This is a genomic window from Allosphingosinicella indica, assembly GCF_900177405.1.
Taxonomy (GTDB): domain Bacteria; phylum Pseudomonadota; class Alphaproteobacteria; order Sphingomonadales; family Sphingomonadaceae; genus Allosphingosinicella; species Allosphingosinicella indica.
Genome location: NZ_LT840185.1, coordinates 1,775,870 through 1,800,670, shown reverse-complemented (window position 1 = coordinate 1,800,670; position 24,801 = coordinate 1,775,870). Strand labels below are relative to the sequence as shown.

The following is a 24,801-nucleotide window of genomic DNA, read 5'->3' as shown; positions in this document are numbered from 1 at the left end:
GGAAGGACGCGGCGATGGAAAGCGGCAGGATCGCACTGACGGTCGAGGATGGCGTGGCGCATGTCGAGCTGGCGCGGCCCGACAAGATGAACGCAATGGACGGCGCCATGTTCGGCGCGATCGGCGAGATGTTCCGTACGCTCGGCACCGACGGGAAGGTCCGCGCGATCCTCCTTTCCGGCCAGGGCAAGCATTTCACCGCGGGGATCGACCTGCACTATGCCGCTTCGCAGTTCACCCCGAGTGAGGATCATGCCCGCGCGGGAGAAGCGCGGCTGCGGCATATCCGCTGGCTACAGGATTGCTTCACCGCGCTGGAGGAGGCGCGCGCGCCTGTGATCGCGGCGATCCACGGCGGCTGCGTCGGCGCCGGCGTCGATCTCGCGACCGCCTGCGACATCCGGATCTGCAGTGCCGACGCCTATTTCCAGGTCGCCGAGGTCGATGTCGCGATCACCGCCGATCTCGGCACGCTCCAGCGCCTCATCCACCTGCTGCCCGACGGACTGGTACGCGAGCTGGTCTTTACTGGACGCAGGATGGACGCCGAGGAGGCGGCAAGCACTGGCCTCGTCAACCGAATCGCTGCGGATCGCGACGCGGCGATCGCCGCAGGACTGGAAATGGCGCGCGCCATCGCCGCCAAATCCCCGGTCGCGGTGACGGGCGCCAAGCTGTCGCTCAACTACAGCCGCGGCCGCACGGTGGCGGAGGGCCTCGGCCATGTCGCCCTCTGGAATGCCAGCGCGCTCGCCGCCCCCGATCTGATGGCCGCGGTGCAAGCGCGCCTCGCCAAACAGGATGCGCACTTCGCCCCGCTAGAGGACTGAAACGCCGCCTTCGCGCTTGAAACGCAGGCTTCCCGCTGCTAACGGGCCGGCAACGTGGCGGGGCATTGCCTCGCGGCGAAATCTCTTTTGTGGTATCGAAAGCCCGTCGGGCGCATCCGCATCTGGGGTGCGGGATCGGCTTTTTCGATGCCTGTTGGTTTAGACGGCCGGGACGGCCAGACGGAGAGTGACGACCGCTTATGCAGATCATCGTTCGCGACAATAATGTCGATCAGGCGCTGCGCGCGCTCAAGAAGAAGCTCCAGCGCGAAGGCGTCTACCGCGAGATGAAGCTGCGGCGTCATTACGAGAAGCCGTCGGAAAAGCGCGCCCGTGAGCGCGCCGCCGCGATCCGCCGCGCTCGCAAGCTCGAGCGCAAGCGCGCCGAGCGCGACGGCGTGCGCTGAGCGCAAAAATCCGTCATTGCAATGACCCGAGGGGGCGGCGATATCTTCGCCGCCCTTCTTGTTTGACCTTCGCGCCAATGCGCGCGCCTGCGAGGTAGCCATGTCCGTCACCGCCGTTCCGATCCGCCCGCTTCGCAAGGGCTCCGTCGCCAAGCTCTGGATCGCAGTCGGCGCGCTGAGCCTGGGTGCGGCGGCGCTCGCTTATGTCGGCACCGAGGCACAGGTGAACACCGATCCCGCCACCTTCTTCGCCAAGAACGGCAAGCGCAGCGGCGTCGTCACCACGCCGACCGGCGTCCAGATCGAGACGATCGAGGAAGGCACCGGCCCTTCCCCCGGCCCCAACGACATCGTGATGGTCGAATATGAAGGCCGCCTGCTCGACGGCACCGTGTTCGACGCCAGTAAGCAGCACGGCAACCAGCCCGCGGTCTTCCCGGTCTCGGGTATCATCCCCGGCTGGACCGAGGCGCTGCAGCTCATGAAGAAGGGCGGAAAATACCGCATCTGGGTGCCGTCCGACCTCGCCTATGGCCCGACCGGCACGCCGGGTGGCCCGATCCCGCCCAACGCGCCGCTCGATTTTGACGTGACGCTGGTCGATGTCGCCCCGGCTTCCGCGCTCGGCATGCCCGGCGCACCGACGGGGATGTAAGTGCAGCATCGCTGGTCCCCGGCGAACGCCGGGGCCCAGTCTCGTCGTTCAACACTATTGCGGCTGGACCCCGGCATTCGCCGGGGAACAGGTCCAGGATTAAGGCTCGGCGACGCCGGCCTTGCCCTGCTCTTCCTCGCTCTTCTGCTGGAGCGCGGCCTTCACCATCGCCACGATCGGATCGGCGAGCGCGAGGCCGAGGATGCCGAACAACGCGCCGAAGAAGAGCTGCGCCGCCAGCACCAGCGCAGGCGCGAGATCGACTGTCTTGCGCGCGACATAAGGCACTATGAGATAGCCGTCGATCACCTGGACGAAGACGTAGACGCCGATCGCCCACAGCCCGGTCTCGACTCCCATCGAGAAGCCGACGAGGATGATCAGCACGCCGGAGATGATCGCGCCTATGTTGGGCAGGAAGGCGAGCAGGCCGGTGAGGATGCCGAGTAGCGCTGCGAGCGGCACACCGCCGAGGGCCAGCAGCAGCCAGGTGCCGATCCCTTCCACCGCCATGCCGAGCAGGCGCCCAGCCATCAGCCGACGCAGGGTGAAAGCCATGCGATCGATCGTGCGGTAGAGCCGCTCGCGACTGCGTATCGGTACCATCCAGCCCATGCCACGCTCGTAAAGGCGCGGCTCGGCGGCGACGAACAGGCCGATAACGATGATCATCACCAGGCTGGTGAGCGCGCCGAGCAGGCTGCCCACCGCCGACGTCAGGCGGCCGAGCGAGCCCATAAGCTGCTCGGCGACCTGATCCACCTGGATGTTCCCGGGCACGAAGCCGAACGATCCCGCCCATTGCAGCCAGCGGTTCGCCTGTTCGGTGACGACGCGCTGGAACATCTCGGCCTGCGCCGCGATCTGATAGCCCGCGAAATAGACCACCCACACAAGCGCCGCGACTGCGGACAACGATACGATCAGCAATCGCCAACCGCGCGCGATCGGCAGCACCCGGCCAAGCAGCCGGACGCCGCCGTCGAGCAATGCGGCGAAGACGAGCCCGCCGATCACCAGCAGCAGCGGCTGGGCGAGGAAGATCACCGCCGCGACGGCGAGCGCCAGCCCGATCCAGACGGAGGCGCGCTTCAGCTCCTCCCGAATGACGGGATCGCGCATCTCCGTCGGCCCCCGCTTTTCGACATGGAGGCCGGGATCGTCGGTCATTCGGCGGGCGCCGTTTGTTGCGGATGGAGCGACCCGCCGGCGCGGCCGCCGCGGAGCGCCGTGAACCAGCTGATCGGGTTCAGATATTGCGAGGAGCCATCGAGCGAGAAGGTGATGAACTCAGCGCGGCCGCCGATATTCTCGATCGGCACCGGACCGCCAAGCCCCTGCCGCTCCGACGCGACGCGGCTGTCGGCGGACTTGTCGCGATTGTCGCCCATCAGGAAGAGCTGGCCTGCTGGAATGCGGATCGGCGCGAAATCGTCAACCTGCGAATAGCCCATGTCGATCGTGTCGTAGGATTTGCCGTTAGGCAGCGTCTCACGGAAACGTGGAAGGCGGCAGAAGATCTGCCCGTTAGGCCCCGCGACGCGCTGATCACCGAACTCGTCGGGAAGGCAGGGCACGTTGCCGTCCACCGGAATCATGATCGGCTCTTCCTCCTGGCGCTGCACCGGCACGCCGTTGAGGATGATCTGGCCGTCTATCATCTCCAGCCGGTCCCCCGGCAGGCCGATCACGCGCTTGATATAATCCGCCTTCTGGCCGCGCGGCGTGACGATCACGATGTCGCCGCGCTCGGGTACCGAACCGAAAACCCGGCCCGGCATCGGCGGCATGACGTGGAACGAGGGCGAGACCCAGGACCAGCCGTAGGGATATTTGCTGACCACCAGCCGATCGCCCTTGATCAGCGTCGGCATCATCGATTCGCTTGGGATATAGAAAGGCTTGGCGACGAAGCTGTGGAAGGCGAGCACCGCCAGCACCAGCCAGAAGATGCCTTTGATCTCGCCCCACCAGTCGGTGCCCTGCTTGTTAGCGGGCATGGCGGCGGCAGGCGCGGAATCGACGTCGGTGGGAGCGGCGGGCGCTACGGGCTTGTCGCTGGCTTCGTTCATGGCGATGCCGGGGTCGCTTGCGCTCACCCTGATGCTCCTTCGATCGGATGGGATGTAATGATGACAAACGCCTGCGCGAAGGGGAAATCGTCCGTCATTGTCAAATGAACCGTCGCGGCGTGGCCCGGCGGGGTCATCGCGTCAAGCCTCTCCTTCGCGCCGCCGGTCAGCGCCAGCGTCGGCGCGCCGGACCTCTGGTTGACGACGCCTATATCGCGCATGAACACGCCGCGCTTGAAGCCGGTGCCGACCGCCTTGGAAAAGGCCTCCTTGGCGGCGAAGCGCTTGGCGTAGGTGCCGGCCCGCGTGAACGGCCGCGATTCCGCCTTGGCGCGTTCGACTTCGGTGAAGACGCGATTGGTGAACCGCTCGCCGAACCGGTCGAGCGAATTCTGGATCCGCTCGATGTTGCAGAGATCGGAGCCGATGCCGATGATCATCCGATCACCGCGCCTCGTCCATCAGCGCGCGCATCCGTCTCACGCTCGCTTCCAGCCCGGTGAAGATCGCCTCGCCGATCAGGAAATGGCCGATGTTGAGCTCGGCAAGCTGCGGGATCGCGGCGACGGGGACGACATTGTCGAAGGTGAGGCCGTGGCCGGCGTGCGGCTCGATGCCGTTCTTGGCAGCGAGCGCGGCGGCATCGGCGAGGCGGCGGAGCTCGGCCTGCTGCGCCTCCCCTTCGAGATGCGCGTAACGGCCGGTGTGGAACTCTACCACCGGCGCGCCGAGCAGCACCGCCGCCTCGATCTGCCGCGGATCGGGTTCGATGAACAGGCTGACGCGGATGCCCGCATCGCCCAGCCGCGCGATCAGCGGCTTTAGATGATTGTGCTGGCCCGCCGCGTTCAGTCCGCCTTCCGTCGTCACCTCCTCGCGCCGCTCGGGCACGATGCAGGCGGCGTGGGGGCGGTGCTTGAGCGCCAGCGCGACCATCTCCTCGGTCGCCGCCATCTCCATGTTGAGCGGCAGCGCGATCGCGCCGATCAGATGCGCGATATCCTCGTCGATGATGTGGCGCCGATCTTCACGGAGATGCGCGGTGATGCCGTCGGCACCCGCCTCCTGCGCCACGATCGCGGCGCGGATCGGATCGGGGTAGGCGCCGCCGCGCGCGTTCCGGATCGTCGCGACATGGTCGATATTGACCCCGAGGCGAAGGCGGCCGGTCACTTAAGCCTTGCGGCTCCCCGGCTTTTCGGCGGGCAGCGCCGCGAGTTCCGAAGGCAGCGCATCAGCCTCGTAGGTCGGCACGACGAGCCGGATGAGCGGGAAGAAGGGCACGCCGAGATCGGCCTCGCCACCCGACCGGTCGACCAGCGCCGCTGCCGCTATCACCTCGCCCCCGGCCTTTTCGACCGACGCGATCGCTTCGCGCGAGGAAAGGCCGGTGGTGACGACATCTTCCATCAGCAGCACCTTCTGGCCAGGCTTCAGCCGAAAACCGCGGCGCAGCTCGAACGTGCCGGTCGGCCGCTCGACAAAGATCGCCTCGACGCCAAGCGCGCGGCCCATCTCATGCCCCGCAATGATGCCGCCCATCGCCGGCGAGACGACGATCTCGATCGCGCCGCGGATGTCGCGCGGCATCGAGGCGACGAGCGCGGAGGCGAGGCGGGCGGCGCGCATCGGATCGGCCAGCACCCGCGCGCATTGCAGATAGCGCGGACTGTGGAGGCCCGACGATAGAATGAAATGCCCCTCCAGCAGCGCATCCGCAGCGCGGAATTCCGCCAGAATCTCGTCTTCGTCCATTGTCTTTCCAAGGGTGTTCCGGTGCGCCCGCCGCATAGAGCCGCACGGGACTTCCCGCAAGCGCTCCGCAAAATGCGTCCCGAGCCTTGAGACACGGGGATGTGCTGCCTATAAGGCGCGCCAGATCGCCGCCCGGGCGGCCGAATCCACCCGCTTTGCAGGAAAGCGGTTCGAGGGGTCTAGATGAACAATCTGCTGAAGATATTCGCCGTCGCTGCTGCGTTCGGCCTTACGCCCGCCGCGGGCCTGGCGCAGGAAGCGCTGCCCGCGCAGCCGAAGCAGGCGCTGCCCGCGGAACCGAAGATGCCCGCCGCGACCGACGCGATCAGCGCGCAATCGCAGGCGAATCCCGCGCAGCCGCAGGACGTTTCCGGCCCGAACGCCGGCGAAGCCGCCGCGACGCCTGCCGCCGAGGCCGCGCCGCCGCTCGTTTCCTCCAACCGTCCGGTCGAAGGCATCGGCCAGCCCGACGGCCGCATGGGCCTGCAGGATCAGTTCACGCCGATCGGTGAGGAAGCCGCCTGGTTCCATGACGTGATCCTGATGCCGGTGATCACGATCATCTCGCTGTTCGTGCTCGCGCTGATGGGTTGGGTGGCGATCCGCTATCGCCGTGCCGCAAATCCGGTGCCTTCGCGCACCACGCACAACACGCTGATCGAAGTGATCTGGACGCTGGTGCCGGTCATCATCCTGGTGGTGATCGCGGTCCCCTCGATCAAGCTGCTCGCCAACCAATATGATCCGCCCAAAGCCGATCTCACCGTCAAGGTGATGGGCAACCAGTGGTATTGGACCTACCAATATCCCGACAACGGCGACTTCGAGGTCGTCTCCAACATGCTGTCCGAAGAGGATGCCAAGGCGCGCGGCGAGCCCCGCCTTCTCGGCGTCGACGAGCGGATGGTCGTCCCCGCGGGCGCAGTCGTGAAGCTGATCGTAACCTCCAACGACGTCATCCACGCCTTCGCCGTCCCGGCCTTCTGGTCGAAGATCGACGCGGTGCCCGGCCGCCTCAACGAGACTTGGTTCAAGGTGGATCGCCCGGGCGTCTATTACGGCCAGTGCTCCGAGCTCTGCGGCGCGCGCCACGCCTACATGCCCATCGCCGTCGATGTCGTCCCGCCAGCGGAGTTCGCCGCCTGGGTCGCTTCGAAGGGCGGCACGATGCCGGGCGCCGCGCCCGCGCCGACCGCGGGCGAGACCGGCGGCGCGCCGGCCACCGTCGGTGCCGCCGAAGCCAGCGAAGCCGCCCCTGCCCCCACCACCGTTTCCAACGTTGCCGCTGCCGGCGAGACCGTCGACCAGGCCGCCACCGCGAATCCGAGGGTTTCCGAATGACCGACACCACTGCCAACGCCGGCGCCGTCCACTTCGAGCACGGCCACGCGCATGACCACCATCATGACGCGGACCACAAGCCCGGCTTCTTCGCGCGCTGGTTCATGTCCACGAACCACAAGGACATCGGCACGCTCTATCTGATCTTCGCGATCGTCGCGGGCATCATCGGCGGCGGCATCTCCGGCCTGATGCGCGCCGAGCTGGCCGCGCCCGGCATCCAGTATCTGGGCGCCTGGACGAGCATGCTGGGCGGCGACGGTGCGAATTTCGACACCTCGCTCCACCTCTGGAACGTGCTGATCACCGCGCACGGCCTCATCATGGTCTTCTTCATGGTGATGCCGGCGATGATCGGCGGGTTCGGCAACTGGTTCGTGCCGATCATGATCGGCGCGCCGGACATGGCCTTCCCGCGGATGAACAACATCTCCTTCTGGCTGCTGATCCCGGCTTTCCTGCTGCTCCTGGGCTCATCCTTCGTGCCCGGAGGCGTCGGCAATGGCGCGGGCACCGGCTGGACGGTCTATGCGCCGCTCTCGACCTCGGGCTCGACCGGCCCGGCGGTGGACATGGCGATCCTCTCGCTCCACTTGGCGGGCGCTTCGTCGATCCTAGGTGCGATCAACTTCATCACCACCATCTTCAACATGCGCGCGCCGGGTATGACGCTGCACAAGATGCCGCTGTTCGTGTGGTCCGTGTTGGTCACCGCCTTCCTGCTGTTGCTGGCGCTGCCGGTGCTCGCGGGTGCGATCACCATGCTGCTCACCGACCGCAACTTCGGCACGCACTTCTTTGATGCGGCAGGCGGCGGCGATCCGATCCTCTACCAACACCTCTTCTGGTTCTTCGGCCATCCGGAGGTGTACATCATGATCCTGCCGGGCTTCGGCATCGTCAGCCAGATCGTGGCGACGTTCAGCCGCAAGCCGGTGTTCGGCTATCTCGGCATGGCCTACGCCATGGTCGCGATCGGCGTGGTCGGCTTCATCGTGTGGGCGCACCACATGTTCACCGTCGGCATGGACGTGAACACCAAGATGTACTTCACCGCGGCGACGATGGTGATTGCGGTGCCCACAGGCATCAAGATCTTCTCGTGGATCGCCACCATGTGGGGCGGGTCGATGACCTTCCAGACGCCGATGATGTGGTCGCTGGGCTTCATCTTCATGTTCACCGTGGGCGGCGTGACGGGCGTCGTGCTCGCCAACGGCGGCGTCGATAACTACATGCACGACACCTACTATGTCGTCGCGCACTTCCACTATGTGCTCTCGCTCGGTGCCGTGTTCGGCCTCTTCGCCGGCTGGTATTACTGGTTCGGCAAGATCACCGGCAAGATGTACAACGAGGTGCTCGGCCAGCTTCATTTCTGGATATTCTTCATCGGCGTGAACGTGCTGTTCTTCCCGATGCACTTCCTTGGGCTGGACGGTATGCCGCGGCGCTATCCGGATTATCCGGACGCCTTCGCGGCCTACAACCACCTCGCCACCATGGGCTACGGCATCATGGCGCTCGGCATGCTGTTCTTCTTCGTCAACGTCATCTGGTCGCTGATGGCCGGCAAGAAGGCGCCGGACAATTATTGGGGCGAAGGCGCGACGACGCTCGAATGGACCCTGTCGAGCCCGCCGCCCTTCCACCAGTTCGAGAAGCTGCCGCGCATCGATTGAGGCAGATAGAGGAGTTCCGCTTGGGGCCGGGCGCCGTCCGGCAACCCGGCCCCGGCGGTGGTTGATATGAATAGCACGGTGCTCAAGACCGATCTTGCGCTGCCTGCCGACTGGCGGGATTTCGTCGCGCTCACCAAGCCGCGGGTGATGTCGCTGGTGGTCTTCACCGGCCTCTGCGGCCTGCTCGCCGCGCCGGTGACGCTGCCGCCCGTGCTCGGCTTTACCGCGATCCTCTGCATCGCGCTTGCAGCGGGCGCCGCCGCGGCGCTCAACCAATGGTATGAGGCCGATCTCGATGCGCTGATGAAGCGGACCGCAAAGCGCCCCCTGCCCGACGGCCGTATGGATCGCACCGCTGCGCTTCACTTCGGCGTCGGCCTTGGCGCATTCTCGGTGCTGCTGATGGGTCTCGCGCTTAACTGGCTCGCCGGTGCGGTGCTTGCGGGCTCGATCCTCTTCTACGTCGTCATCTACACGATTTGGCTGAAACGCCGGACGCCGCAGAATATCGTCATCGGTGGCGCCGCAGGCGCCTTTCCGCCGCTGATCGGCTGGGCTGCGGCCACCGGCGACGTGACGCTGCTGCCCCTGCTGCTCTTCACGCTCATCTTCCTGTGGACGCCGCCCCATTTCTGGGCGTTGTCGCTGTTCGTCCGCTCGGACTATGCCGCGGCCGGCGTGCCGATGCTGCCGGTCGTCTCGGGCCATCGCGTCACCCGGCAGCAGATCGCGCTCTACACGCTGCCGATGGGCGTCGCCGCGGTCGCGCCCTGGCCGCTTGGCCTCACCGGCTGGCTCTACGGCATCACCGCGAGCGCGCTCAGCATCATCTTCTTGGCGCTTTCGCTCCGCGTCCTCGCCAACCGAGCGACCGAACCTGCGGAGATGGGGCCGGAGAAGAAGCTGTTCGCTTTCTCGATCGTCTATCTGTTCGCAGTCTTCGGCGCGCTGGTCGCCGACCACTGGCTGCTCGCATGAAGCCGCTCGATCCGCGCCTCGATCCGCCCGAAGCGGACCCCGAAATCGCCGACACCGACGTGCGTCGCCGCCAGCGCAGCCGCGCCTTGGTGATGGCGCTGCTGCTCGGCGCGTTCGTGATCCTCCTCTATTTCATCAGCATAGCGAAGATGGCGATCACCGGATGACGACCCTTGCCCAGAAGAACGGCCGCACGGCGCGGATCATGGCGCTGGTTGCGATCGGCATGGTCGGCCTCGCCTTCGCGAGCGTGCCGCTCTACCGCCTGTTCTGCCAGGTGACGGGCTTCGGCGGCACCACGCAGATGCGTGTCGGCACGGATGCGCCGGGCGAGGTGGTCGGCAAGATCATCAACGTCCGCTTCGATGCCAACACCAACAGCGCGCTACCGTGGAGCTTCCTGCCCGAGCAGCATATCGAGCGCGCGGCGATTGGCGCCCGCAAGATGGCCTTCTACGAGGCCAAGAATCTGTCCGACAAGCCGTTCACCGGCACCGCGACCTTCAACGTGACGCCGGTCCAAGCCGGGCAATATTTCGCCAAGATCCAATGCTTCTGCTTCACCGAGCAGACGCTGCAGCCGGGCCAGTCGATCCGAATGCCGGTGGTCTATTACGTCGATCCCAAAATCCTCGACGATCCGGACGCCAGCAAGATCAGCGAGATCACGCTTTCCTACACATTTTACCCCGTGGATTCGGCGGACAAGCAAAGCTAAGGCAGCTACCAACACCGTCCGCGGCGCGGGCGTAAACAGGACCAGAGGGACGCCATCATGGCCGGAGCCAAAGACCACGATTATCATATCCTGCCGCCGAGCCCCTGGCCGCTGATAGGCAGCTTCGCCGCACTGGCGATGGCGGTTGGCGCCATCATGTGGATGCACAGCATGGCCGGGGGCGGCTATGTGTTCTTCGCCGGTCTCGCGGGTGTCCTCTTCGTCATGTGGTCGTGGTGGGTCGATGTGATCCGCGAAGCGAATGCCGGCGATCATACGCCGGTGGTGCAGCTTCACCTGCGCTACGGCATGATCCTGTTCATCGCGTCCGAAGTGATGTTCTTCGTCGCCTGGTTCTGGGCCTATTTCGATGCCTCGCTCTTTCCCAAGGCGGCGGAATCGGTGGGCGGCGTCTGGCCACCGAAGGGGATGAAGGTCCTCGATCCGATGACCTTCCCGCTGCTCAACACGCTCATTCTGCTCTGCTCGGGCACCACCGTTACCTGGGCGCACCATGCGCTGATCAACGGCGATCGCGACGGACTGAAGAAGGGTCTGTGGGCGACGATCGCGCTCGGCCTGCTGTTCTCGGCCATCCAGGCGTACGAGTACATGCACGCGCCGTTCGGCTTTAAGGAAAACATCTACGCGTCGACCTTCTACATGGCGACCGGCTTCCACGGCTTCCACGTCATCGTCGGCACCATCTTCCTGATGGTGTGCTTGGGCCGCGTCTACAAAGGCGATTTCACACCCAAGCAGCATTTCGGCTTCGAAGCGGCCGCCTGGTACTGGCACTTCGTCGACGTGGTCTGGCTGTTCCTCTTCATCGCCATCTACGTATGGGGCGGATGGGGCGCGCAATATCATTGATCCTTACAGGGGCGGCCTTCAGGGGCCGCCCTTCTTGCTTATGACCGACCCGCAAGCCCCTGCCCCACCGCCGCCCGCGATGGCCGCGCTGGCGGGTCTCTGTCCGCGCTGCGGGACCAGAGGCCTGTTCGCGGGGATAACCGCCTTTGCGCCGCGCTGCCGCGCCTGCGGGCTCGATTTCGCAGCATTCAACGTCGACGACGGCCCCGCCGCCTTTCTGATCCTGATCGTCGGCGCCGTCATTGTCGCGGCGGCGGTGACGGTGGAGCTGGTCTTCTCCCCTCCCTGGTGGACACATGTGCTGTTGTGGGGGCCGCTGACCCTCGGCCTCGTGATCGGATCGTTGCGTATCGCCAAGGGGCTGCTCATCGCGCTCGAATATCGTCACCAGGCGCGCGAAGGCCGCATCAAGGACGGCCGCTGATGCGCATCCCCTTCCTCGCCACGCTAATCGTCGGCGCGGCGATCGCGACCATGATCGGCCTCGGCATCTGGCAGCTCCAGCGCGCCCAATGGAAGGATGCGCTGATCGCCGAGATGCAGTCCGAAGGCGCACTCGATCCTGTGACGGTGAATTGCCGGATCGACGCGGCGCCCGAGGTTCGCGCCGGGCACAATCGCGCGGGCGAGACCGGCTATCGCTATCTCGTCCCCTGCAACGCCGGGCAGCCGCAGCTAGTCGATGCCGGTTGGTCGAAGCGCCCCAACGCCCTCGCCCGCGTTGCGCTCTCAGGGCGGCTGACTGGCGTCCGCGAGCCTGGCGGGCGGGAGATCGTCGTGCTCGATGCACCCGCCCCGCCGCTGGAGCGCAGCGCGCCGCCGACGCTGGACGACATCCCCAACAACCACCTGGCCTATGCCGTACAGTGGTTCCTGTTCGCGCTGGCTGCGGCCGTCATTTACGTACTCGCGTTGCGCCGCCGATCGGCGCGCTGAGGCCGCGCAAACTTGCCCCTCCCGGGCGCAAGCCCTAAATCGCCGCCTTCATGATGAAGCTCACCACCCTTCCCAACGGCCTCCGGGTCGCGACGCGGATGATGCCGAGCGTAGAGACCGCAGCGGTCGGCCTTTACGCCGACACTGGTTCGCGCTTCGAGCCCGCCCCGATCAACGGCATCGCCCACCTCTTCGAGCATATGCTGTTCAAGGGTGCCGGAAACCGCACCGCGCGTGAGATCAGCGAGGCCATCGAGGAAGTCGGCGGCGATCTCAACGCTTGCACCGAGCGCGACGGCACCAGCTTCACCGCGTCGCTGCTCGCTGAGCATGTCCCGCTCGGCATCGAGATATTGAGCGACATGATCCTGAAGCCCCACTTCAACGCCGCCGAACTGGCGCGCGAGAAGGAGGTCGTACTGCAGGAGCTGGGCGAGGCGCGCGACACGCCCTCCGACATCATCTTCGACGACCTCTGGAGCATCGCCTACCCCGATCAACCGCTCGGTCGGTCGATCCTGGGCGACGAAGCCAGCATCGCGGCGATCACCGTGGCGGACCTCGCCGACTGGCGGGACCGGCAATATCGCGCCGGCAGCCTCTATCTGGTCGCTGCCGGCAAAGTCGATCACGAGGCGATCGTCGCGCAGGCCGCGACATGCTTTGCGGACCTTCCAACCGGCATCCTTGACCTTCCCGAGCCCGGCTGCTTCACCGGGGGTCGCCGCGCCGGCCGCGCCAAGGCCGATCAGGCGCATCTCACCTTCGCGCACGCCGCCCCCGCCGCCACGCACCCGGACTATTATCCCGCCCGACTGTTTGCTGACATCGTCGGCGGCGGTGCGTCGTCGCGGCTGTTCCAGGCGGTGCGCGAGGAGCGCGGGCTCGCCTACAGCGTCTGGGCGGCGATCCAGCCCTATCGCGACTGCGGCCTCTTCCACGTCTATGCCGCAACCGCGCGCCGCGAGGCGGAAGCCGCCGCCGCGCTGATCGCCGAGGTCGTCGCCGATGCGACACGCACCGCCACCCAGCGCGAACTCGATCGCGTGCGTATGCAAGCGAAGGCCGGCCTCCTCATGTCGCTCGAAAGCCCGTGGGGCCAGGCCGCCTACGTCGCGCGCCAGCTTTCGGTCCATGGCCGACTGGTCGAGCCCGCCGAGGTGGTCGCCGAGCTGGAGGCGGTGACGCTGGAGCAGGTCCGCACCGTCGGCGCGACGATGCTGGCGGGCGATGCCGCGCACGCCACGATCGGCGTCCCCGCGCTCCGCGCCGCATGAGCCTTTCGACGCTGATCGCCGAGCCCTGGGCGGATTACGGGCTGCTCGACTCGGGCGACGGCCGCAAGCTCGAGCGCTACGGCCGCTATCGCTTCATCCGGCCCGAGCCGCAGGCGATGTGGACGCCGGCCGCCGCTGATTGGGACGCCGACGGCGAGTTCGTCCCCGGCTCCGACGAGGATGGCGGCGGCCGCTGGACCTTCGCTCGCGCCGTGCCGCGCGAAGGCTGGGATCTGGCATGGGAAGACGTCCGCTTCCGCGCGCAATGCACCCCCTTCCGCCACCTCGCCTTCTTCCCGGACATGGCGCCGCAATGGGCCTGGATGCGCGATCGGCTGGGGAGCGGCAGCGAAGCGCTCAACCTCTTCGGGTATACCGGCGTCGGCACGCTTGCCATGGCCGCGGCGGGGGCGAACCTCGTCCATGTCGATGCCTCCAAGAAGTCGGTCGAGGCGGGCAAAGCGAACGCGGCGCTCTCCGGCATGGCCGACCGCCCGATCCGCTGGATGGTCGACGACGCCGCCAAGTTCACCGCGCGCGAGGTGCGCCGCGGGCGCCGGTACGATGGCATCATCCTCGATCCGCCCAAATATGGCCGTGGCCCCGCCGGCGAGGTGTGGCGGCTGGAGGAAGACCTGCCCGGACTGATCGCCGACTGCCGCAAGCTGCTCGATGCCGACAGCCGCTTCCTAGTGCTCACCGTCTATGCTGTCCGCATGTCCGCGCTGGCGATCGGCGAATTGCTCCGGCAGGCAACCGCGGACCTTGGAGGGCGGATCGAGATGGGCGACATGGCAGTGCGCGAGGAAGCGCGCGGCCTGCTCCTCCCCACCGCCATCTTCGCGCGCTGGTCGAAAGACTGAGCTAGTCGCGCGCCGCCCGCATCGCCGCGCCCGCGGCGAAGGGCGCGGCGGCGACCAGCAGCAGCGACACCGCCGCGAGCAGCTTCAGCGCCCCCGCATCACCCCCGCGCTCGACATAGCCGGCGCCGAAGATCAACAGCGGCACCGTCAGCGGCAGGGTCAGCAGCCCGGCGAGCGCGCCGCTGCCGCGCAACCCTGCGGTCAGCGCCGCGACGATCAGGCTGAGCGCAGCAAGACCGGGCGTTCCCGCGAGCAGCCCCAGCTCGAGACGCCACAGCACATCGCTAGGCAGCTTCATCAGCGCCGCGCCCGGGACGGCGGCGAGCATCAGCGGCGGCCCGAAGCTCAGCCAATGGCCGATGAGCTTGGCGACCGCTACCCCCTCCTCGCTCGTCCCGCGCACCGCAAACTGGTCGAGCACGCCCGAAGCGCGATCGGGCTCGACCAGCCGGTCGATCGGCAGCAGCGCGGCGAGCAGCGCCGCCATCCACAGCGCGCCGCCGCCCGTCCGCGCGAGCAGCGGCCGGTCTGGCCCCACGGCGAACGGGAAGAGCGTCGCAACCAGCAGGAAGAAGATCAGCGGCAGCGCGGCATTGCCGCCCGTCGCCGCCAGCCTGAGCTCGCGCAGGATCAGCGCCCTCATGCCAGCGCCAGCTCCGCCGCGCCGTCGAGCCCGATCGGCTGGTGCGTCGCCGCCAGGATCGCGCCGCCGCTTGCGCGATGCGCTGCCATCGCCGCCGCCAGCCGCTCCAGCCCGTCGCCGTCGAGGCCATTGGCGGGCTCGTCGAGCAGCCACAGCGGCGCTCCGCTCGCGATCACCCGCGCCAGCGCCGCGCGCTTGCGCTGGCCGGTCGAGAGCATCCGCACCGGCACCGCGGTGAGCCGCGCGATCCCCATCGCCTCCATCGCCGCGCCCGCCTCGCGGCCGTCGAGCGCCGCCCAGAAGCCGAGCGCGCGGCCCAGCGTCCGCTTCGCATCGAGCGCAAGATTTTCGTCCGCAAGCGCGATAGCGCCGCCGCGCTCGACCCGTCCGTCCGCCGCGCGCAACAGCCCTGCCGCGATCCGGAGCAGACTCGATTTACCGGTGCCGTTGGGGCCGCGCACCACCAGCGCCTCGCCTTCGCCGAGCGCGAAATCCACGCCCTCGAACAGCAGGCGCCCGCCGCGGATGCAGGCGACCCGCTCGAACCGGAGCAGCCCCCCCGCCCCGGTCACCCCGCGGCGTCCTCGATCGCGTGCATTTCGTCGTCGGAAAAGCCGAAATGGTGGCCGACCTCATGGACGATGACGTGCGTGATGAGATCCTCCAGCGCGACCCCGGTCTCCACCCATTCGTCGAGCAGCGGCCGGCGGAACAGGTGGATCATCGCCGGCAGCTCGCCCGACAGCATCGAGGATTGCTGGCCGATCGGGCGGCCGCTGTAGAGGCCAGTCAGCTCGAAAGGATCCTCCATGCCGAACTCGGCGAGCATCTCGTCGTCGGGGAAATCCTGAACGCGCAGCACCACGCCCTTCAGATGCACGCGAAATTCCGCCGGCAGCCGCTCGATCGCCGCGTCGGCCAGCCGCTCCAGCGCGGCGAGATCGGGGGCCAGGGTTTGACGCTCGCTCATCGAGCCGCGACATAGAGCAGGAGAGGAAGGAGAGCCAGCGATGGCGAAGACACTGGACGATGACGCGCGCACGGCTGCGTTGGCAGAACTCGACGGCTGGGCGTGGGATGCAGGGCGCAAGGCGATCACCCGCACCTTGCTTTTCGCCGATTTCAACGCCGCCTTCGGCTTCATGACGCGCGTCGCGCTCGCCGCCGAACGCGCCGACCACCATCCCGATTGGTCCAACGTCTGGAACCGGGTGGAGATCGCGCTCACCACGCACGATGCCGGGGGCCTGACGAACAAGGACATCGCGCTGGCGGAGGCGATCGACGGCTACGCACGCCTTGCGGGATGCCGCGCGCCCGACTAGAGCGCATCGCTTCCAGTGCGATGAAATTGCGCACCCCGATTCACGGGCTGCGATGCGGAGCGGTGGCCGAGTGGTCGAAGGCGCTCGCCTGGAAAGTGAGTATACGGCAAAACCGTATCGAGGGTTCGAATCCCTCCCGCTCCGCCATCTTCTCTACGAAGACCTGCCGAGCCGTCCTGTGGCCGACGGTCCCAACTTTCGTGCCGATTAGGATCTTTGTCCGTGATAGGGGATCGTCCGAGGGCTGATGCTAATTGTTTCCCCTCCTTTGAGGGAACACGAGTATGAGCGGTTCATATGAAATTGGTCGACGACCTTTTTTAGCGGGTCTGCTCGGTGCCGGCACGCTAGCGTTGCCGGGCTGCATGTCCGAAGGCGCGCTGCATTCTGCTCCAGCGCCACAAGGCGATGACCCGCCGAGTGCGGCGGCGATCACGGAACTGCTCCGCGCGCGGGTGGAGGTTCAGCGGCGTGGGACAGGCGCGGTTGCGGCGATGATCGATGCTCGTGGACCGGCGTTTTCATCGTTTGGCGTGTCGCGGCTCGGGGGACCGGACAAGGTCGGTCCTGCTTCCATCTTCCAGATCGCGTCGTTGACGAAGGTCTTTACGTCCTATCTGCTCGCGGACGCGGTCGAGCGGGGTGAGGTCGCCCTGCTCGATCCCCTGTCCCGGCATGTGCCCGGCCCCGCGCCGTCCTTCGAAGGGCGCGCCATCACGCTTCTGGATCTCGCAACCCACAGCAGCGGGCTTCCGCTGCGCCCGCCAAGCCGTGTCGATCGCGGCCAGGATGATCCCTATGCCGGATACAGCGCGGCGGATCTGCAGGCCGACATGGCGGCGGTGCGGCTGACGCGCGCGCCGGGTTCCGCCTTCGACTATTCCAACTTTGGCTACGCGCTTCTCGGCGCAGCACTCTCGCACCGCACCGGCAAGAGCTACCAGGAGCTGCTTCAGAAGCGCATTCTGGACCCGCTGGAACTGGGAGACACAAATCTGCAAGCGCCGTCGCGCCAATCCCCGCAATGGGTGCAGGGATATGACGCGCAGTTCGAACCGATGGAGCCTTGGGACTTTGGCGCGCTGGCGCCGGCGGGCGGCCTCTTTTCCAGCCTGTCCGATCTCGGCAAGTTCCTCTCGCTCTGGAGCGGCGATCGTGGCGCCATGTCGCGGATAGCGCGTCGGATGCTCGTCCCGCACCGGCCCGGGGACGATGCTCAAACCTCCATGGCGCTGGGCTGGCGCATCACCTCCCGCAACGGCAAATCCATCGCCTGGAGCAACGGAACGGGCGGGGGCGTGCGCAGCTTCATGGGGCTTGATGTGGCCGCACGGCGCGGCGCCCTGGCATTCATCAACATGGCGACCGGCACCGGTGTCGACGATATCGGCTTTCGCATGCTCGATCCGGCGTCGACCGTCGACACGGCGGCCACGCCGCAGCGCGAGGCGATCGCCGTCGCCGCCGAAGTCCTCAATCGCTATCCGGGCCAGTATCAGTTCGCGCCGGGCGACACCATCGAGATCGTCCGCACCGATAGCGGCATCGCGTTGGTCCAGGGCGCCCAGCGGCTTCAGCTTTTCGCGGAAACACCCACACGCTTCTTCATCCGCGAGGACAACGTCACCGTTGAATTTTCAGGTCGCGGCTCGGATGACCGGGCTCAGCAATTTATCCTCGCCCAAGGCGGAGAGACATTCATTTACAGGCGGAACGAGTAGTCTCGCCTCAATGAAAATCCCGCGACGGCGGCACGATGCGGACGTTGCGGGGGTGGCCGCCTAGCGAGGCTGCTGAGCGGGGATCGGGGCTGCCGGGGGGCGGCGGCTTCAGCGTATTCTCCAGCATCAGACCGTTGAGCTCGCTCGTGCGGTCGACGATGCGGCGGGCCATCAGGTGGACGACACCTTCCTCGCTGCGCTGCACTTCGCCTTCGACCAGCATCAGCCGCGCCGCCATCACCTCGCGGCGGAAGCTCTCGAACAGCCGTGCCCAGATCAGCACGTTGGCGATGCCGCTTTCGTCCTCCAGCGTGACGAAGATCGCATTGCCCTTGCCCGGCCGCTGTCGCACCAGCACCACGCCGGCGGTGCGCACGATCCGGCCGTTGCGGGCGCCGCCGATTTCCTGGCAGCTTAGCACCCCTTCCGCACGGAAGAGCGGCCGCAGGAACTGCATCGGATGGCCATTCAGCGACAGCCGAGTGGTCTGATAATCGGTCGTCACCTCTTCCCAGGCCTCGAGCGCGGGGAGATGCGCGTCGGGCTCCTCGCCCAGTTCGCGCGCATCGGCATGGTCGAACAGCGGCAGGCTGCCCTTCGGCGTCCGCCGCACCTCCCACAAGGCGTCGCGGCGGCCCATGCCGAACGATTGCAGTGCGTCGGCATCGGCAAGCAGGCGAAGCGCGCGCGACGGCAGGCGCGCGGCGCGGGCGAGTTGCTCGATCGATGCGAAGGGCTTCGCTTCCCGCGCAGCCGCTATCGAGGCGGCCCATTCCTCGCGAAAGCCGCCGATCAGGCGAAAGCCCAGACGCAGCGCCAGGACGCCGTCGTCCGCTCGCTCGATCGAATGGTCCCAGCCGGAGCAGTTCACGTCGATCGGCCGCACGTCCACATCATGCTCGCGCGCATCGCGGACGAGCTGCGCGGGCGCGTAGAAGCCCATCGGCTGTGAATTGAGGATCGCGCAGGCGAAGATCGCCGGATGGTGGCATTTTATCCAGCTCGACGCATAGACCAGGATCGCGAAGGACTGGGCATGGCTTTCGGGAAAGCCGTAGCTGCCGAACCCCTCGATCTGCTTGAAGCAACGCTCGGCGAAATCGCGCGCATAGCCGCGCCGCACCATGCCTTCGACCAGCTTCTCCTCGAACCGCTCCATCTTGCCGACATTGCGGAAGGTGGCCATCGAATGGCGCAGGCGGTTGGCGTCCGCGTTGGAAAATTCGGCGGCGGTGATCGCCAGGTTCATCGCCTGCTCCTGGAACAGCGGTACGCCCAGCGTCTTGCCCAGCACCTCCCGCAATTCATTGGGATCGTGCGGCGGATTGGGTGAGGGCCATTCCACCTTCTCCTTCCCCGCACGGCGGCGCAGATAGGGATGGACCATGTCCCCCTCGATCGGCCCGGGGCGGACGATGGCGACCTGGATCACCAGATCGTACAATTCCTTAGGCTTCAGCCGCGGCAGCATGTTGATCTGGGCGCGGCTCTCGACCTGGAACACGCCGATGCTGTCGCCCTTCTGCAGCATGGCATAGGTGTCGGGATCATCCTGCGGGATGGTGTGCAGCGCATAATCGCCCGCGCCCCATTCGCGCAGCAGCGAGAAGGCCTTGCGGATGCAGGTCAGCATCCCGAGCGCCAATATGTCGACCTTCATCAGCCCCAGCGCGTCGATGTCGTCCTTGTCCCATTCGATGAAGGTGCGGTCCGGCATGGCGGCATTGTGGATCGGCACCATCTCGTCCAGCCGGCCCTCGGTCAGCACGAAGCCGCCGACATGCTGCGACAGGTGACGCGGGAAGTTGAGCAGCCGGTCGACCAGCGCCCTCAGCCGCACGATCTCGCTGTTGCCGGGATCGATCCCGGCTTGCTGGTAGCGCTCCGGCTCCATCGATCCGGAAAAGCTGCCCCAGACGGTCCCGGTCAGCCGCTGGACGACATCCTCGGAAATGCCGAGCGCCTTGGCGACCTCGCGCACTGCGCTGCGCGGTCGGTAATGGATGACGGTGGCAGCGATCCCGGCGCGATCGCGGCCGTAGCGATCGTAGATATATTGCATGACGATCTCGCGCCGCTCATGCTCGAAATCCACGTCGATATCGGGGGGTTCGTCGCGCTCTTCCGAAAGGAAGCGCGTGAACAGCAGCTTCTCCTTGATCGGATCGATCGCGGTGACGCCCAGCACATAACAGACGATCGAATTGGCCGCCGATCCGCGGCCCTGGCACAAGATGCCTTCCTTGCACGCATGGGCCACCACGTCGTGTACGGTCAGGAAATAATAAGCGTAGTTCTTCGCCCGGATCAGATCGAACTCGGTCTGGAGCTTGTGCTCTCCTGCCGCGGTCAGCCCGTCAGGATAGCGTTCGGGCAGCTTGGTGCGGACCAGATGCTCCAGCCACTCCTGCGGTTCCCACCCTTCCGGCACCGGCTCGTGCGGATATTCATATTGGAGCTGGGACAGATCGAACTCGACGCGCGCGAGGAAAGCGAGCGTCTCGGCAATCGCCGCGGGCGCATCGCGGAACAACCGCGCCATCTCATCAGGCGATTTCAGATGGCGTTCTGCATTGGCAAGCAGCCTGCGTCCCGCCTGCCGCACGGTCACCCCTGCGCGGATGCAGGTGACGACATCCTGCAGCGGGCGATCTCCGGCCTCGGCATAGAGCGCATCGTTGGTGGCGATCAGCGGGATTCCCAGCCGGTCCGCGAGAGCCTCTTGGCGCTTCAGGCGCCGGCGATCATCGCCGTTGCACGGCATCGTCGCACCCAGCCAAAGCGATCCCCGCGCACGCCACAACAGGCGGCGCAACACATCCTCATCCGCATCATCCGCCATCGCGATCAGCAGCAGATCATCGCCATATTCGACGAGGTCGGCGAGGGTGAGCAGGCAATCCCCCTTCGCCGCCCGCCTGTTTCCTTGGGTCAGCATACGGCAGAGGTGGCCCCAGCCGCGCCGGTTGGCGGGATAGGCGACGATGTCCGGCGTGCCGTCGCTGAACACCAGCCGCGCACCCACGATCAGCTTCAGATCGACGCCATGGCCGAAGAGGTGCCGCGCCTCTTCGTTCTTCTCGCGCAGCGCCGCCCACGCGCGCACCACGCCTGCTACCGTATTGCGATCTGCAATCCCGATGCCGGCATAGCCAAGGTCGATCGCCTGCCCGACCATGTCGGATGGGTGGGAGGCGCCGCGCAGGAACGAATAATTGGTCGCGGCGACCAGCTCGGCGAAGCCCGTCATGCGAACAGCCCATGGAGATACCAGCCGGGGTGCTGCTCCCCGCCGCCGTAAAAGCCGTGCCGGAAAATCCAGAAACGCCGGCCGTTGCGATCCTCCACCCGGTAATAATCGCGCGTCGGGGCGCCATGCGCGGGATTGCCGTCCTTGGCCCGCCACCATTCGGAAGCGATGCGCTCCGGCCCTTCGAAGCGGCTGACCTCATGCAGCACCTTGCGCCAACGGAAGCGATGCGGCGGCCCGTCGGGCACTTCGGCGACGACCTGGATCGGCTGCGGCGGATCGAACAGGTGCAGCGGGCGGAGCGGCGGATTGCCCGGCGGCGATATGTTCCATTCCGCTGACTTGAAGCCTGCCTCCACAGCGGGGAGCGCGCGCTGTGCCTGTTCGGGGATATGACCATCGCGCGGGCGAAAGCGTTGTACGCGCTCCGGCCCCAGCCGCGTGCTGAGCCTGTCGATCAGCGCTTCCACCTGCTGCGATCTGCTCGTCTCGCCGCCTTCCAGCCGGAGCTGGCCAGCCGCCAGCGGCTCGCTGAGGGGCACCGTAAACCGCACCATATCGTAGCCGAAACCGGGATCGAGCGGGTCGTCGAGCGTCTCGATCCGCTCCCGGAACAGACGCATCACGGCCTCGACGTCGCGCGTGGCGGAGCCGGTCTGCACGGCCAGCCGTCGGGTGAGCCCGTCGGAACGGAAGAACAGCGCCTCGAACTGCCGCCCGCCCTGCCCGCGTTCCCCCAGTTCCGCCATGGCCTCAGCAGCGAGCTCTGCCAGTCGTTCCAGCGCATAATCGGTGCGGGCGACGGGCTCGGCGAAGCGCCTGTCGAAAACCAGCGGTGCTTCCACCGTCCGGAATATGAGCGGGCTCGCCTCTTCGCCCAGGATCCGTCGGATCGCCTGCACCGCACCCTCGCCAAATCGCGCGGCGATCGCCGCGAGAGGGCGCCGCGCGGCATCGCCGACCGTCTTCAGCCCTGCGCGGCACAAAGCCGTTTCGCATTCGCGATCCAGCCGCAGTGCGGCGACGGGGAGGTCCATCACCGCCGCGCGCGCCTCCCCGGCCACGGACGCACGCCGAAACCGGGCCAAAGCGAGCGCGGCATCGGGGGCATAAGCGAAGGCGGCCCGCACCTTCAGACCTAGCCGCCCAAGCCGAGCCTTCACATCGGCAAGAAGTGCCGCTTCGCTGTCGAACAGATGCGTGCATCCGCTGATATCCAGCACCAGCGCATCGCTACCGTCGATCGCGACATGCGGCGTGTACCGCGTGCAACCGTCGGCCAGCCGGTCGAGCAACAGCGCGTCGGCGCGCGGGTCATGGTCGAAAACCTGCAGTTTCGGCACCGCCACTCGGGCATCGGCAAGCGCCAGGCCTGTCCTAAGGCCCAGCGCAGCGGCCGCCCGATCAACCGCCGCCAGACGCAGCACGCCCCGCGCCTTCTCGATCAGCGCCACCGGCGCGTCAGGCGAAGCGGCGCCGCTCTCCCGGCTGTGCTTCAGCCGCTCGACGCTCAGCCACGGCAGCCACAGCGCCAGATAGCGCCGGTTTCCGGAAAGCACGTTCGTCACGATTCCACTCCATCTGCCACCGCATCCCCGCCGGCCCCGAGCGCTGCCGCAGCAATTCCACCGCGATCATGCTGTGCCCCGGCGCATTGGCGGCCATCGCGGCGGAAGGCGCGGCGGATATGCTCCACCGCGTGGCTGCGGCACTTGGGACGGGCTGGGCATCGATGCGGAGCAGGAACAAGGTCACCGCCGATCGCTCCGCAGCGAGCGCCAGCCGCCGGCTCGCGGTCAGCGTCAGCAGAGGGGCCTTTCCCCAGCATTCCACTATCAAGGCGCCCAGCCCGGGACAGGCCGCAGCGTCGGCGGCCGCCCGCAGCAGCGTTGTGTCGTCGGGCAGCAGGGTCAGGATCACGGCATCCGGATCGCCGCCAAGTTCGACAAAGCCCGGCATATAAAGCCGCCCCATCCCCCGCTGCGCCGCCTCGGTGCGCAGCCATGCCAATGGCCTCGACCCCTTCACTCGCAGCGCCAGCATCGCAGCAAAGCCAGCGGAGGCAGCCGCGTCATTCAGGCTGGATGCGTAAAGCTCGTGCAGCCGCCCCTCGCCAAGTCCGCTCTCCAGCGTAAAATCCAGATCGGCATTACCGGTGGCGAATTTGGTCTGCGCGCAGAGGGCGGCGCCCGGCCCGATTGCGGCAAGACGGCTCCTCAATACGCAAAGGTTCCGCGAATCGCTCATTTTGTTCTATATATGTTCCACCTCTCCTAAAGCCAAATGCCAAGCAAAGGCCCGGCGCCGCGATCGCGCCAGACATTGGGGGATGCAAAATGAGAGAGTGGTGCCCAGAAGAGGACTCGAACCTCCACGCCCTTGCGAGCGCCAGCACCTGAAGCTGGTGCGTCTACCAATTCCGCCATCTGGGCACGGGGTAGGCGGCGCGCTTAGCGGGGCGCCGGCGCGCTTGTCAACGCCGATACGAGCGGGCAAGGGGTGGCCACGCAAAGAAGGCGGATGATGGTTCAGAAGATCGACAGGCTGGTTACCTTGTTCGGCGGCGGCGGCTTTCTCGGCCGTTATGCGGCGCAGGCGCTCTATCGTTCCGGCGCGCGCGTCCGCATTGCCCAGACCAATCCGCGCCAAGCCTTTTTCCTGAAGCCGCTGGGCGGGCTCGGCCAGACGCAGTTCGTGCGCGCCGACATCCGCGATGCCGATCAGGTCCGCGCCGCGGTGCGCGGTAGCGATGCGGTGGTGAACTTGGTCGGCGTGCTCAAGGGCGATTTCTACGGCCTCCACGTCGATGGCGCCGAGAATGTCGCCAGGGCGGCGGCGGACGAGGGCGCCGCGGCGCTGGTCCATGTCTCGGCGATCGGCGCCGATCCCGACAGCGCGTCGCGCTATGGCAAGACCAAGGGCAAGGGCGAGGCGCTCGCCCGCGCCGCCTTTCCCGGCGCGACCATCCTCCGCCCCTCGATCCTGTTCGGGCGCGAGGATGATTTTATCAACCGCTTCGCGCGGATGGCGCAGATCGCGCCGGCGATGCCGGTGATCCGCGGTGACGTAAAGTTCCAGCCGGTCTCGGTCTCGGATGTCGGCCGCGCGGTGGCCGCGGCGGCGCTCGATCCGGGCCAGTTTGGCGGCAAGATCTACGAGCTCGGCGGGCCCGAGGTGCTGACCATGCGCCAGCTCGTTGCCTGGATTCTTCGCGCTACGGCGCGGCCCGAGCGCATCATCGACATCCCCGATCCCGTCGCCGCGGCAATGGCGCGGTTCGGCGGCTGGGCGCCCGGCGCGCCGATCACCTGGGACCAGTGGCTGATGCTCGCCAAGGACAATGTCCCGGCCGCGGGCAGCGCGGGGCTGGACGCGTTCGGCATCGCCCCTACCCCCCTCGAGGCGGTGGCGGAGAGCTGGCTCACCACTTACCGTCGCAGCGGCCGTTTCGCGATCAAATCGCCCGCCTGATCGG

Annotated in this window: 27 protein-coding genes and 2 tRNA genes; 17 read left to right on the top strand and 12 right to left on the bottom strand. The window is 67.0% G+C overall.

The annotated features are described in order from the left end of the window. The first annotated feature begins 14 nt into the window (after positions 1-14). From B9N75_RS08885 to B9N75_RS08875, 3 genes are all read left to right on the top strand, one after another. The gene (locus tag B9N75_RS08885) at positions 15-830 is read left to right on the top strand and encodes an enoyl-CoA hydratase-related protein (RefSeq protein ID WP_085218467.1); all 816 of its coding nucleotides are present in this window, start codon (positions 15-17) and stop codon (positions 828-830) included. Between the two features lie 200 nt (positions 831-1,030). After that, positions 1,031-1,237 carry a 30S ribosomal protein S21 gene (rpsU, locus tag B9N75_RS08880; protein WP_010126124.1) on the top strand — a complete coding sequence of 69 codons (207 nt, stop codon included), beginning with the start codon at positions 1,031-1,033 and terminating at the stop codon, positions 1,235-1,237. Between the two features lie 100 nt (positions 1,238-1,337). After that, the gene (locus B9N75_RS08875; RefSeq protein ID WP_072046777.1) at positions 1,338-1,892 is read left to right on the top strand and encodes an FKBP-type peptidyl-prolyl cis-trans isomerase; all 555 of its coding nucleotides are present in this window, start codon (positions 1,338-1,340) and stop codon (positions 1,890-1,892) included. Between the two features lie 99 nt (positions 1,893-1,991). On the opposite strand, the gene B9N75_RS08870 is transcribed toward B9N75_RS08875, so the two are convergent. From B9N75_RS08870 to pyrE, 5 genes are read right to left on the bottom strand one after another with little or no spacing between them, the layout of a single operon-like run. Then, the gene (locus B9N75_RS08870) at positions 1,992-3,062 is read right to left on the bottom strand and encodes an AI-2E family transporter (protein WP_085218466.1); all 1,071 of its coding nucleotides are present in this window, start codon (positions 3,060-3,062) and stop codon (positions 1,992-1,994) included. Beyond that, complete coding sequence (lepB, locus tag B9N75_RS08865; protein ID WP_085219512.1) at positions 3,059-3,964, bottom strand: signal peptidase I; 906 nt, start codon at positions 3,962-3,964, stop codon at positions 3,059-3,061. The genes B9N75_RS08870 and lepB overlap by 4 nt, the downstream gene beginning before the upstream one ends. A gap of 23 nt (positions 3,965-3,987) precedes the next feature. Further along, entirely contained in the window at positions 3,988-4,404 is a 417-nt protein-coding gene (gene acpS / locus B9N75_RS08860) for a holo-ACP synthase (protein WP_085218465.1), read from the bottom strand. A 4-nt stretch (positions 4,405-4,408) separates the two neighbouring features. Continuing rightward, on the bottom strand, positions 4,409-5,137 hold the full coding sequence (locus B9N75_RS08855) for a pyridoxine 5'-phosphate synthase (RefSeq protein WP_085218464.1): 729 nt from the start codon (positions 5,135-5,137) through the stop codon (positions 4,409-4,411). Next, positions 5,138-5,719, bottom strand: a complete 582-nt coding sequence (pyrE, locus tag B9N75_RS08850) for an orotate phosphoribosyltransferase (RefSeq protein WP_085218463.1) — start codon at positions 5,717-5,719, stop codon at positions 5,138-5,140. Positions 5,720-5,902: 183 nt separating this feature from the next. Between pyrE and coxB the strand changes: the two genes are divergently transcribed. The 10 genes from coxB (at position 5,903) to B9N75_RS08805 (ending at position 14,387) form a co-directional block, all read left to right on the top strand. Next, the gene (coxB, locus tag B9N75_RS08845; RefSeq protein ID WP_085218462.1) at positions 5,903-7,060 is read left to right on the top strand and encodes a cytochrome c oxidase subunit II; all 1,158 of its coding nucleotides are present in this window, start codon (positions 5,903-5,905) and stop codon (positions 7,058-7,060) included. Next, positions 7,057-8,742 carry a cytochrome c oxidase subunit I gene (gene ctaD / locus B9N75_RS08840; RefSeq protein WP_085218461.1) on the top strand — a complete coding sequence of 562 codons (1,686 nt, stop codon included), beginning with the start codon at positions 7,057-7,059 and terminating at the stop codon, positions 8,740-8,742. Before coxB ends, ctaD begins: the two co-directional genes overlap by 4 nt. A gap of 66 nt (positions 8,743-8,808) precedes the next feature. Continuing rightward, on the top strand, positions 8,809-9,720 hold the full coding sequence (locus tag B9N75_RS08835; RefSeq protein ID WP_085218460.1) for a heme o synthase: 912 nt from the start codon (positions 8,809-8,811) through the stop codon (positions 9,718-9,720). Then, the gene (locus tag B9N75_RS14000; protein ID WP_157123759.1) at positions 9,717-9,887 is read left to right on the top strand and encodes a hypothetical protein; all 171 of its coding nucleotides are present in this window, start codon (positions 9,717-9,719) and stop codon (positions 9,885-9,887) included. Before B9N75_RS08835 ends, B9N75_RS14000 begins: the two co-directional genes overlap by 4 nt. Next, positions 9,884-10,438, top strand: coding sequence for a cytochrome c oxidase assembly protein (locus B9N75_RS08830; protein WP_085218459.1), 555 nt, complete (start codon positions 9,884-9,886; stop codon positions 10,436-10,438). Before B9N75_RS14000 ends, B9N75_RS08830 begins: the two co-directional genes overlap by 4 nt. A 57-nt stretch (positions 10,439-10,495) precedes the next feature. Then, positions 10,496-11,311: a cytochrome c oxidase subunit 3 gene (locus tag B9N75_RS08825; RefSeq protein WP_085218458.1), complete on the top strand. Its 816-nt coding sequence runs from the start codon at positions 10,496-10,498 to the stop codon at positions 11,309-11,311. Positions 11,312-11,351: 40 nt separating this feature from the next. Beyond that, complete coding sequence (locus tag B9N75_RS08820; RefSeq protein ID WP_085218457.1) at positions 11,352-11,735, top strand: DUF983 domain-containing protein; 384 nt, start codon at positions 11,352-11,354, stop codon at positions 11,733-11,735. Next, positions 11,735-12,247 carry an SURF1 family protein gene (locus B9N75_RS08815; protein ID WP_085218456.1) on the top strand — a complete coding sequence of 171 codons (513 nt, stop codon included), beginning with the start codon at positions 11,735-11,737 and terminating at the stop codon, positions 12,245-12,247. The genes B9N75_RS08820 and B9N75_RS08815 overlap by 1 nt, the downstream gene beginning before the upstream one ends. Positions 12,248-12,297: 50 nt before the next feature. After that, on the top strand, positions 12,298-13,524 hold the full coding sequence (locus B9N75_RS08810) for a M16 family metallopeptidase (RefSeq protein ID WP_085218455.1): 1,227 nt from the start codon (positions 12,298-12,300) through the stop codon (positions 13,522-13,524). Then, the gene (locus B9N75_RS08805; RefSeq protein WP_085218454.1) at positions 13,521-14,387 is read left to right on the top strand and encodes a class I SAM-dependent methyltransferase; all 867 of its coding nucleotides are present in this window, start codon (positions 13,521-13,523) and stop codon (positions 14,385-14,387) included. The genes B9N75_RS08810 and B9N75_RS08805 overlap by 4 nt, the downstream gene beginning before the upstream one ends. 1 nt (position 14,388) lies before the next feature. Here the strand turns inward: B9N75_RS08805 and ccmB are convergent, their stop codons facing one another. The 3 genes from ccmB to B9N75_RS08790 are packed head-to-tail and all read right to left on the bottom strand — an operon-like array spanning position 14,389 to position 16,000. Further along, positions 14,389-15,030 (bottom strand): heme exporter protein CcmB, encoded by a 642-nt coding sequence (gene ccmB, locus B9N75_RS08800; RefSeq protein ID WP_085218453.1) that lies wholly within the window; start codon positions 15,028-15,030, stop codon positions 14,389-14,391. Beyond that, positions 15,027-15,602, bottom strand: coding sequence for a heme ABC exporter ATP-binding protein CcmA (ccmA, locus tag B9N75_RS08795; RefSeq protein WP_085218452.1), 576 nt, complete (start codon positions 15,600-15,602; stop codon positions 15,027-15,029). Before ccmA ends, ccmB begins: the two co-directional genes overlap by 4 nt. Beyond that, on the bottom strand, positions 15,599-16,000 hold the full coding sequence (locus B9N75_RS08790) for a metallopeptidase family protein (RefSeq protein ID WP_085218451.1): 402 nt from the start codon (positions 15,998-16,000) through the stop codon (positions 15,599-15,601). The genes ccmA and B9N75_RS08790 overlap by 4 nt, the downstream gene beginning before the upstream one ends. A 40-nt stretch (positions 16,001-16,040) precedes the next feature. On the opposite strand from B9N75_RS08790, the gene B9N75_RS08785 reads away from it, so the two are divergent. From B9N75_RS08785 to B9N75_RS08775, 3 genes are all read left to right on the top strand, one after another. Then, a complete protein-coding gene (locus B9N75_RS08785; RefSeq protein WP_085218450.1) occupies positions 16,041-16,355 on the top strand; it encodes a 4a-hydroxytetrahydrobiopterin dehydratase in 315 nt (104 codons plus the stop codon). Positions 16,356-16,411: 56 nt separating this feature from the next. Further along, positions 16,412-16,502: transfer RNA gene (locus B9N75_RS08780), tRNA-Ser, on the top strand. 137 nt (positions 16,503-16,639) lie between these two features. Then, positions 16,640-18,076 carry a serine hydrolase gene (locus tag B9N75_RS08775; protein WP_085218449.1) on the top strand — a complete coding sequence of 479 codons (1,437 nt, stop codon included), beginning with the start codon at positions 16,640-16,642 and terminating at the stop codon, positions 18,074-18,076. A gap of 7 nt (positions 18,077-18,083) precedes the next feature. Here B9N75_RS08775 and B9N75_RS08770 read toward each other — a convergent pair whose 3' ends face one another. The 4 genes from B9N75_RS08770 to B9N75_RS08755 all read right to left on the bottom strand — a co-directional run bounded on the left by B9N75_RS08770 (position 18,084) and on the right by B9N75_RS08755 (position 23,758). Continuing rightward, positions 18,084-21,326 (bottom strand): error-prone DNA polymerase, encoded by a 3,243-nt coding sequence (locus B9N75_RS08770; RefSeq protein WP_085218448.1) that lies wholly within the window; start codon positions 21,324-21,326, stop codon positions 18,084-18,086. Then, a complete protein-coding gene (locus tag B9N75_RS08765) occupies positions 21,323-22,894 on the bottom strand; it encodes a Y-family DNA polymerase (protein WP_157123758.1) in 1,572 nt (523 codons plus the stop codon). Before B9N75_RS08765 ends, B9N75_RS08770 begins: the two co-directional genes overlap by 4 nt. Then, the gene (locus tag B9N75_RS08760) at positions 22,788-23,573 is read right to left on the bottom strand and encodes an ImuA family protein (RefSeq protein ID WP_085218447.1); all 786 of its coding nucleotides are present in this window, start codon (positions 23,571-23,573) and stop codon (positions 22,788-22,790) included. The genes B9N75_RS08765 and B9N75_RS08760 overlap by 107 nt, the downstream gene beginning before the upstream one ends. 98 nt (positions 23,574-23,671) lie before the next feature. Beyond that, a tRNA-Leu gene (locus B9N75_RS08755) sits at positions 23,672-23,758 on the bottom strand. An 88-nt stretch (positions 23,759-23,846) separates the two neighbouring features. Here B9N75_RS08755 and B9N75_RS08750 point away from each other — a divergent pair. Further along, a complete protein-coding gene (locus tag B9N75_RS08750; protein WP_244552306.1) occupies positions 23,847-24,797 on the top strand; it encodes a complex I NDUFA9 subunit family protein in 951 nt (316 codons plus the stop codon). The last annotated feature ends 4 nt before the right edge of the window (positions 24,798-24,801 follow it).

Coding starts and splice junctions, on each gene's coding strand:
- B9N75_RS08815 (WP_085218456.1), top strand. CDS start 11,735: ATGCGCATCCCCTTCCTCGCCACGCTAATCGTCGGCGCGGCGATCGCG.
- B9N75_RS08805 (WP_085218454.1), top strand. CDS start 13,521: ATGAGCCTTTCGACGCTGATCGCCGAGCCCTGGGCGGATTACGGGCTG.
- B9N75_RS08810 (WP_085218455.1), top strand. CDS start 12,298: ATGATGAAGCTCACCACCCTTCCCAACGGCCTCCGGGTCGCGACGCGG.
- ccmB (WP_085218453.1), bottom strand. CDS start 15,030: ATGAGGGCGCTGATCCTGCGCGAGCTCAGGCTGGCGGCGACGGGCGGC.
- B9N75_RS08750 (WP_244552306.1), top strand. CDS start 23,847: ATGATGGTTCAGAAGATCGACAGGCTGGTTACCTTGTTCGGCGGCGGC.
- B9N75_RS08770 (WP_085218448.1), bottom strand. CDS start 21,326: ATGACGGGCTTCGCCGAGCTGGTCGCCGCGACCAATTATTCGTTCCTG.
- B9N75_RS08875 (WP_072046777.1), top strand. CDS start 1,338: ATGTCCGTCACCGCCGTTCCGATCCGCCCGCTTCGCAAGGGCTCCGTC.
- B9N75_RS08870 (WP_085218466.1), bottom strand. CDS start 3,062: ATGACCGACGATCCCGGCCTCCATGTCGAAAAGCGGGGGCCGACGGAG.
- B9N75_RS08785 (WP_085218450.1), top strand. CDS start 16,041: ATGGCGAAGACACTGGACGATGACGCGCGCACGGCTGCGTTGGCAGAA.
- B9N75_RS08885 (WP_085218467.1), top strand. CDS start 15: ATGGAAAGCGGCAGGATCGCACTGACGGTCGAGGATGGCGTGGCGCAT.
- B9N75_RS08775 (WP_085218449.1), top strand. CDS start 16,640: ATGAGCGGTTCATATGAAATTGGTCGACGACCTTTTTTAGCGGGTCTG.
- rpsU (WP_010126124.1), top strand. CDS start 1,031: ATGCAGATCATCGTTCGCGACAATAATGTCGATCAGGCGCTGCGCGCG.
- ctaD (WP_085218461.1), top strand. CDS start 7,057: ATGACCGACACCACTGCCAACGCCGGCGCCGTCCACTTCGAGCACGGC.
- coxB (WP_085218462.1), top strand. CDS start 5,903: ATGAACAATCTGCTGAAGATATTCGCCGTCGCTGCTGCGTTCGGCCTT.
- lepB (WP_085219512.1), bottom strand. CDS start 3,964: ATGAACGAAGCCAGCGACAAGCCCGTAGCGCCCGCCGCTCCCACCGAC.
- B9N75_RS08835 (WP_085218460.1), top strand. CDS start 8,809: ATGAATAGCACGGTGCTCAAGACCGATCTTGCGCTGCCTGCCGACTGG.
- pyrE (WP_085218463.1), bottom strand. CDS start 5,719: ATGGACGAAGACGAGATTCTGGCGGAATTCCGCGCTGCGGATGCGCTG.
- B9N75_RS08820 (WP_085218457.1), top strand. CDS start 11,352: ATGACCGACCCGCAAGCCCCTGCCCCACCGCCGCCCGCGATGGCCGCG.
- B9N75_RS08825 (WP_085218458.1), top strand. CDS start 10,496: ATGGCCGGAGCCAAAGACCACGATTATCATATCCTGCCGCCGAGCCCC.
- B9N75_RS14000 (WP_157123759.1), top strand. CDS start 9,717: ATGAAGCCGCTCGATCCGCGCCTCGATCCGCCCGAAGCGGACCCCGAA.
- B9N75_RS08830 (WP_085218459.1), top strand. CDS start 9,884: ATGACGACCCTTGCCCAGAAGAACGGCCGCACGGCGCGGATCATGGCG.
- acpS (WP_085218465.1), bottom strand. CDS start 4,404: ATGATCATCGGCATCGGCTCCGATCTCTGCAACATCGAGCGGATCCAG.
- B9N75_RS08760 (WP_085218447.1), bottom strand. CDS start 23,573: ATGAGCGATTCGCGGAACCTTTGCGTATTGAGGAGCCGTCTTGCCGCA.
- B9N75_RS08790 (WP_085218451.1), bottom strand. CDS start 16,000: ATGAGCGAGCGTCAAACCCTGGCCCCCGATCTCGCCGCGCTGGAGCGG.